This is a genomic window from Kitasatospora sp. NPDC086801 (assembly GCF_044745805.1).
Taxonomy (GTDB): Bacteria; Actinomycetota; Actinomycetes; order Streptomycetales; family Streptomycetaceae; genus Kitasatospora.
The window spans coordinates 22,385-30,310 of the sequence record NZ_JBIVAX010000067.1 but is presented as its reverse complement, the minus strand read 5'-3'; the positions used below and the strand labels follow the sequence as shown (position 1 = coordinate 30,310).

Sequence of the window (7,926 nt, the reverse complement as noted above, 5' to 3'; positions counted from 1 at the left end):
AGACGTCGTCATCAAGCCCGTTCCCAGGCCAGTCACTACAGACGCCAAGCCGCGACCCAAGCATGATCGTGATCTACAGCTGGAGTACTAGGCCGCAGCAAGGCGGGCTGTCGCCTCGGCGAGCAACTGCCCGGCCTCGGCCCGGGCCGCGTTCGCCGCCTGTTCGGCTTCCTCCTTCTCGCGCTTGAGATACAGCCGCTCCTCGGCGATGATCTGATCCACGCGCATGCGCTCGTCCGCAGGAAGCTGCTGCGGCGCCCGGGCCTCGGCCCGGGCCATGGTCGCGTCCCGCCACTCCATCAGGGTCCGGTGCTCGCCGATGCCGTTGACGTGGACCTTGCCTCCACGGGTTCGGTGGATCCACACCACCGTCCCACCACGACCGTTGGGCGCCTTCTCGTAGCTGATGCGAGTGAAGTCGGCGGCCGTGCGGATGCCTTGCGCGGCCAGATCGCGGACGAGCCCGTCACCGATGCCGTTGACCTCCTGCGGACCCAACGGCGATTTGGCGACCGCCCGATCGGTGAACTGCCGGCGCAAGGCCGCGAGCGCCTCCCGCTCCCGGCTATCACGGCTCCCGTCGAGCGCGGCCAACCGGCGGGCACAGGACTCCTGCGCCCGCCGGTGCGCGCCATCAGCTCGCCGAACCGCCGCGTCGTGCTTCTGCTGCGCACGGGTACGGTCCCGCACTTCCCGGTTGCGCCGCCGCAGATCCGCCCGCTCGAACGCCGGCCGCCCGGCGAGCAGCCGACGATGCGCGGCCACCGCCTGGACGAGCCGCCGCCGCTCCGCACGGACCTCGGCAGGATCCGTGCCAGCGGCGGCAGCGGTCATGCTGTCGGTCAACGCGCTCCCTCGACGGTGGAGGCCGGGTGGCGGGGGCCCTCGCCGGGGGGCGGGGTGAGGGTGGAGGTGAAGCTCTCACCGTCAACGAGGGGGGTGGTGAGGCTGACACCGGCGGCGGCCATGCGCTTGTACTCAGCGAGAACCAGGCGCTCGGTGCGGTACTCGCCATACTTGGCGATCTCGTTGTTCTTCAGACCGCCGCCGGAGCCGGACACGAAGGTACCCAGGATGTACTGCGCATCGTCGTAGCTCACGCCGTACAGATGAAAGAAATAGGCGTCCAGCTCGGCACGCATCTGAGACCGTCGGATTTCATCCCAGCGGAACGGAGCTTCGGTGTCACCGAGATCTCTCGCAAGCCCGCCCATGTCGCGGGCCGTGTAGGTGAGTTCGAGCACCCGAGGAACAATGAAACGAAGGTGCGGCTCCATCATCGCGGGGGTGGGCACGGGCAACTGCTTCCAGATGAACAGCTTCATGTGAGCATCGCTGATCTTCTGTCGGCTGACGAAGTCGAAGACCAGCGAGCTCTGCGCGGCAATGAGGGCCGCAACGAGAACAGGGGCCACTCTTGGCAGCATCAGAGGGTAGGTGTGACCGACGGCCGTACGCGGCAGGAATGCTGGAATGGCGGTGCGCTCGTTTGTGGATGCGGTGACGTCGCACCAACCGCAGAGCCAGTCATGCTCCCAATACACCTCTTCGAGGCGCTTGGAAACACCGGGAACCTCGACTTCCTTCCCCTTCCGGGCAACCTTGGTCAGACCCTCAGCTACCCAGTTCAACGGAATTGCAAGCCGACTGGCATCCCGAAGTTCGCCCATGGTGAGATAGCGCGGCTGGTTCTGGCGATTAACAGCCGTAGCACTCTTGACGACATCGGCAGCACGATGGTTGTAAAAAGTAGCCATTTTCGCTTCGTACAGCGGCAGCATTCGCCCTTCCCCGCGGACGAAGATATTTCCATGCAGCTCCCAGCCCTCTACTTCCAGAACCTCCCGCGTACGGAATAGATCAGAGTCGTCAGCCATATCGAACAGGCGCTTAAATTGCATACTCCAAGGGTTGCCGCGCCGTTCCTTCTCGTTCCACAGGACGGGAATTCTATCCTGAATGGCTGCCGTAAGGTCGGCGTCACATCGAGTGCGGAAGATTGGGAGCGTACCGGTGTTGGGATTGATGCGACCGATTTCCTCAGGGGAAAGCTCGAATACACGTTCGCCGCCCACGAGGTCCTCGGGATCAAGAAGGAAGAACGCGAATTTTGCCGCAGGCTTCCGTACGTCGCGGCCGACCATGGAGAGCAGGCAGAACCTGTAGCTAGCGTGCACAGCCTCGAACATCGGCTTACGGTTCTCAAAGTCGTACAAGGAAGCGATCGCACCGCGTCGACTGAGGTTGCTGAAGAGGTGCTGCGCGCCCGCCCCCGTGGCAATGGCGGTGGGAATGATGCAACCTACGCGCCCGTCGGGTGCAGCGATGGAGACGAAGCGCTCGGCGAACAGCTGGTCGGTCTGGAGGGAGTTCACACCCTTGACGGTGAGCCCCTTGCCACAGAGCGGAAAAGCTCCGGAGCTGCCCGCAAAGAGGAAGGTGGACTTCACTTTGCGGCGCTCGTCCCAGTAGCGCTCGCCTTCCTGCGGGTTCTCCTCTACCCATTCTGCGATGCGCCTCTTGCGCGCCGCTCCCGCGATCGCCGCGATCGAAGGCTCAACGACACTGAAGTACTTTTTATCCTCGAAGTCCACCTTGTCCCATGGCGGGTTGCCGAGAACGCAGGAGAACCCACCCGCCCATCCGGTCGCCGGGTCTACGGCCGGGTCAGATGCGTCATCGGGTACGGCGAAGATGTCGGGGAATTCCAGGTGCCAGTGGAAGAAGCGGTACATCCGGCTCAGTCGCTCGACCTCCGCCCTGATGATGTCAGGAACTTCACCGGACCCGGTGTCCTGGAACTTCTGAAACACCTTGTGCGTGACGGCGGGCGGCGCGTCCTCAGCCTTGCGCCACACGAACGCCGCGCACCACGCGTCGGCCACGCGCAGGGCCTGGACGTACTCCGACGAAGCCGCCCAGTCGTGGTAGGCCTCGGCCTGCTCATGGACGTCGTGCAGGGTGCCGACGGGGGCTGCGGTGATACGACGCAGGCCGGCCGCGAACACCTCGTTTGCGACCTTCGTCTCCGTGGCGACCTCGAAAAGAGTGCCCTGCCCCTCGCGCTCCTTCGTGTTCTGCTTCGCCAGCTTGGTCGCGTAGACGGAGTCGTCGCCCTCGACCGCCTTGAACGCCTGGTCCGGAATGCCCTTGCGCAGCAGGGCCGGTGTGACGCCGATCAGGCCGTTGCCGTGCTTGACGTGAGCGTCGAGGAATCCCAACGGCCGCCCCGACTCCAGGGCCTCCAGCCAGAGTGAGACCTTCGCCAGCTCCACCGCCATCGGGTTGAGGTCGACGCCGTACACGCAGCGGGAGACGACCTCGTGCAGGGCGTGGCGGACGGATCCGGGCGTCGGCTCGGGGTTGCCTTCCCGAACAGCGGCGACCCGCTTGGCGATCCGCCGTGCTGCCGCCACCAGGAAGTGGCCGGAACCGCAGGCGGGGTCACAGACCGTCAGGGCGAGCAGCTCGTCCACGATCGCTGTCGAGGCGTCCGGCTGCCCGGCCTCGGTGGATCGCTGTTCGCCGCGCTTCTGGGCAGCATCTATCACCGGGTCGAGGGTGGAGTCGAGCAGCGTCTCGATCAGCGAGCTGGGCGTGTAGTAGGAGCCGGTCTTCTTTCGGTCGTTGCCGAGCCGGTTCACCAGCTCGAAAACGGAGGTGCCGGTCCCATGCTTGGGAACGAGTTCCAGCAGGGATTCGTAGACAGAGCCGAGTTCCTCGGTGCCCATGCCCCGGTAATCAACGGCGCGCCAACGCCCCGAGTCCGTGTCGCGGATCCGGGAGAGGTAGCGCACGGCCTCCAGAAGATAATTGTTGGAGAGGGACATGCCGCGAAGCGGAGCGTCGGCGGCGCCGTCGTCGTAGAGTCCGCCGAGGCCAGGGAGCCCGAGTTCGGGCCGGCCGGTCTCGTCACCGAGGGCATCCAGGACGATCCGCAGCGTCTGGTAGAGGTCCGAGTGTGCGGTGCCCCGACGGCGGGCGGCATGGCTGCGCAGCCGGGCGGACGAGAAGTAGGCCGCGTACCGTTCGCGGGCCTCCTCAGTGGCGGTGGGCGGGTGGAGGGCGTCCCGGTCTTCCGCGACGAAGAGGAAGATCAGGCGATAGACGAAGCGCAGCAGTGCGGCGTGCAGGGCGTCCGCGTCCAGGTTCTCCCGGAGTGCCCTGTTGTCCTTGTGCTTCAGGAATCCGGTGCCGAGGACGGTGATGGCCCGCTGGACACCCTCGCGGTAATGGTCGAGTGCGCGCATGCCGGAGTCGATGGCCTCCGTGCGCCACTTCTCCAACCGGCATGCCGAGGCCGCCGCGCCTTCCGCCACCTCGAAGCGCGAGACGTGCAGCAGCCGGTAGAGCAGCACGAACTCGCTGAACAGCTCGCCGTCGAAGATCGCCTCAAGGTCGAACTCGACATAAGCGGCGGTCGCCAGCGCGCTGGAGTCACGAAGGAGCCGCATCCTGCGGCCGTTGGAGAGCACGCCCCACAGGTGCGCCTCGGTGCGGTTGAGGCACTCCTGGAGCATCGACTGCGGCGGGACGGTGCCGGCCCCGCCGAGGCGCTTGTCGAGGTCGGCGTTCCAGGGGGTGAGGTGGATGAGGGTGTGCTGCCAGCGGTGACTGACGGGGAAGGTCTTCTCCACGTCGCTATCGGCGGGGAAGCCGGCCGCGCCGACGGCCGTCAGCCGTCCGAAGCCCAACTCGGCGAAGAGCGGCTCCAGCCACTGCGCTACAGCCAAGCCCGTCGGGTCGGCCGCGGGAGCACCCGTTTCGGTGTCCTCAGGGAGGCGGGCACACAGTTCACGCCACACACCCTTGAGGTAGTCCCAGTGGCGTTCGGCGTCATCACGCACCGACCGCGAGCCGATGACGCCGTAATCAGCGGGCTTGGCGCCGGAGACGTCCTTGCCCTCGGCGATGCGGACCAGTATGTCGGCGGGCAGCAGCCCACCCACCGTGTGGACGGCGGAGAAGACCTGGTTGCGGGTGGTGGCGGACATCAGGCGCCCTCTCCGGTCGACGTGTTCGCGGGCAGGTAGACGTAGGCGCCGAGCACGTCGGCGGGCTGCTGCGCACGCACGCGCAGGCCTCGGACGATCTCGCCGGTGGCCTCGCGGACGCGGCGGTGGGAGGCGTCGAGGTCAGCGGCGAGCTGTTCGCCGTGCGACTCCAGGTAGCCCTGGACGTCCGGCAGTTGCCCCAGGATGCGGGTCATGGTCCGTTCGCCGAAGTGCACGTCGGTGTTGAGGGTGGCCTCGGCCCCAAGCAGGGCGAGAGCGTCCCCATCCGGCAGCCAGACGGCGTTCTTCGGCGCGCCCTGGAAGGCGAGCAGCCGGGCGTCCTCGGCGACGATCTGCTTGTCCCCGCTCCGCGAGGGCAGCGTCAAGTGGAACCGGTAGCGCACCAGCAGCAGAGTCGTCCGCACCGATACCGCGTCCGTCGTCACGACGCCGCAGCGACGGGCCGGTCGGCTCCCCTCAGCCAGCGTGTCGAGGGCGGCGTTGAGGACATGGCCGGCCAGGGCTCCCACGACCGGGTCAGTGCGGACGAGCGCGGCCTCACCGCGACCGACCGCCGGATCGGCGCGGAACGGAATCGGACGCCCGGTCTCGACGGCGGCACCACCCACCACGGGCGCCAGGGCGTCGCGCAGCCCAGCCGGAGCTCCGGAGACCTCCGCGGTGAAGTCCCCGTCGCCGGTGTCCCGGAGGACGGCGCCGAGCGCGTTGAGGGAGTCCCGCACGAAGGTGCGGATCTCCCCCGCGCTCCCCAGGGCGTCACGGATCGCGGCGACCTCTCTCGCCACGTCCTGCGGGTGGATGGACCGCTGGGCGAAACGGGACCGCGAGGTCTTCTCCCGCTCTGCCGCCGAGTTCCAGTCCTTCTCCAGCTCCGCCGCCTTCGCGTCGACCAGGTCATCGACCGCGAACAGCCCCTCCTGCTGCCCTTCCCTCCCCCGCATCAGCAGCCACTCGACGATCGCGTCCGTCACACCTGCCGAGGTCTCGTCCGGCACGGACACCGAGATGCCCAGGTCCTTCCTGATCTGCCGGTACTTCTTGATGAGGACTTCGAGCACCTTGCCGTCGATGCCGTTGTCCGCACCGTAGAGCGTTATGACGCGGACCTCGTCACGCTTCTGCCCGTACCGGTCGACGCGCCCTTCGCGCTGGTCATGCCTGGTCGGGTTCCACGCGAGGTCGTAGTGGACGACCGCGTCGAAGTGGTGCTGGAGGTTGACGCCCTCCGACAGGCAGTCGGTGGCGACCAGCACCCGGCGCGCCGCCAGGCTGTCCCCCGCCTCCTCCGCGAGCTTCTCGATGCGCTCGATGCGCTGTTGCGGCGAAAGAGTGCCCGTCACAGCGGCCACCGTCGCCTTGACGCCGCCCTTTCCCTGGAGCGCCTCGGCGACGTACTCCGCCGTCGGGATGTAGCGGCAGAAGACGATCGGGTTGTAGCCGTCGGCCAGCAGCGCCTTCAGGTGCTTGATCAGGGCCTTGAGCTTGAGGTCGTGCTCCGTGCCCTCCAGCCCTGCGGCCCGCTCCGCGAGCGCCGCCAGCCGGGCGCCCGCGTCATCCGTCTCGGCGCCGGGCGCGACGTCCAGGCCCTCCAGGGTGTCGCTGTCGGCGGAGTCGCTGGTGAGCGGTGCGCCGAGCCGGTCGGCCTCCTCCGCGCTCGCGGCGACAGCGGTGGCGGAGCGGGTGGTCAGGGTCTGGGAGGCGGCTCGCGGGGAGGAGACCAGCGAGCGCAGCAGGGCGATCGCGGACCACCAGGCGATACGGGCCTCGCGCTTGCCCTGCGCCCCGGCCGCTTCGACGCGGTCGCCGGCGTAGGCGATGGCGTCGTCGAGGAGAGCGCGATAACTCGGCGAAAGCTTGTAGGTCTCGTCCTTGAAGTACCGGTCGGCGGGGAAGGCGGTCTTCTCGGCGAGGCTGTCGTCGCTGAGGCCGTCTTCCTTGGTCAGGTACTGCCGGATGTCGGCGCGCTTGCGCTGGACGAAGTGCCGGGCGAGCAGTTCGCGCCCGCGCTTGCTGTCCAGGTCCACGGTGGCCAGCTCGGGCTTCACCAAACCGAGGAGATTGCGGAAGGCGGACTCCTTGCCGCTGTGCGGGGTGGCGGTCACCAGCAGCAGGTGGGTGTCGGCCTTCTCCGCCACCCGGCGCAGCAACTCGTACCGCAGCTGGTTCTGCGAGGAGCGGCTGCCGGGGCCCGAAGCGTCATCGGCGGCGACGCACGTGTGGGCCTCGTCAACGATGACCAGGTCCGGGCAGTGCCGGACGAAGTCGTCGCGGTGGCGCGGGGACTTGATGAAGTCGGTGGACACCACCACGTTCGGGTACCGGTCAAACAGGGATTGCCCGAGGTCCAAACCCCGCTCAAGGCGCGAAACCGTGGAGGAGAGGACGAGTTCGGCATCGATGCCGAACTTCGTGCGCAGCTCGGCCTGCCACTGCTCGGCCAGAGCAGGCGAACAGAGCACGGCCAGGCCCTTGGCCTCGCCCTGGGCGAGCAGTTCACTCGCGATCAGGCCCGCCTCGACGGTCTTGCCGATGCCAACGTCGTCGGAGATCAGCAGCCGAACGGTCTGCTGGCGCAAGGCCATCAGCAGCGGCACCAGCTGGTACGCACGCGGCTCGACGGCAATGCCGGCCAGCGACCGGAACGGGCCGGCACCCGACCGGAAGCCGATCCGCAGGGCCGAGCGGAGCAGGCCGGCGGCACGCTGGTCGCCGAGATCCTCCGGCGAGGGGGGAGCAAACTCGGCGCCCTTGACGTCCTCGAAGGCCGGGAAGACGGCGGCGATGTCGTCGTCGGAGCCACCGAGGGGCCGCAGCACGAGCATGTCGGCGGCGCTCTCGGGCAGCACGACCCATTCGCGGCCGCGGGCGGTGACCAGGGAACCGGTGGAGTAGGTGGGTGTCATCAGGTGGA

3 protein-coding genes are annotated in these 7,926 nt (G+C 67.8%); all 3 read right to left on the bottom strand.

From position 1 onward, the window contains the following. Nucleotides 1–87: 87 nt before the first annotated feature. Genes ACIPLC_RS36875 through ACIPLC_RS36865 form a run of 3 tightly spaced genes read right to left on the bottom strand, consistent with a single transcriptional unit; the run spans nt 88 to nt 7,918 of the window. Nucleotides 88–846 carry a hypothetical protein gene (locus ACIPLC_RS36875; protein WP_400477431.1) on the bottom strand — a complete coding sequence of 253 codons (759 nt, stop codon included), beginning with the start codon at nt 844–846 and terminating at the stop codon, nt 88–90. Continuing rightward, complete coding sequence (locus tag ACIPLC_RS36870) at nt 843–4,994, bottom strand: Eco57I restriction-modification methylase domain-containing protein (protein ID WP_400477430.1); 4,152 nt, start codon at nt 4,992–4,994, stop codon at nt 843–845. The genes ACIPLC_RS36875 and ACIPLC_RS36870 overlap by 4 nt, the downstream gene beginning before the upstream one ends. Next, nucleotides 4,994–7,918: a DEAD/DEAH box helicase gene (locus tag ACIPLC_RS36865; RefSeq protein WP_400477429.1), complete on the bottom strand. Its 2,925-nt coding sequence runs from the start codon at nt 7,916–7,918 to the stop codon at nt 4,994–4,996. The genes ACIPLC_RS36870 and ACIPLC_RS36865 overlap by 1 nt, the downstream gene beginning before the upstream one ends. Nucleotides 7,919–7,926: the final 8 nt, after the last annotated feature.

What these genes read in the sequence shown, in the direction of transcription:
- ACIPLC_RS36870 (WP_400477430.1), bottom strand. Translation starts at nt 4,994, where the DNA reads ATGTCCGCCACCACCCGCAACCAGGTCTTCTCCGCCGTCCACACGGTG.
- ACIPLC_RS36865 (WP_400477429.1), bottom strand. Translation starts at nt 7,918, where the DNA reads ATGACACCCACCTACTCCACCGGTTCCCTGGTCACCGCCCGCGGCCGC.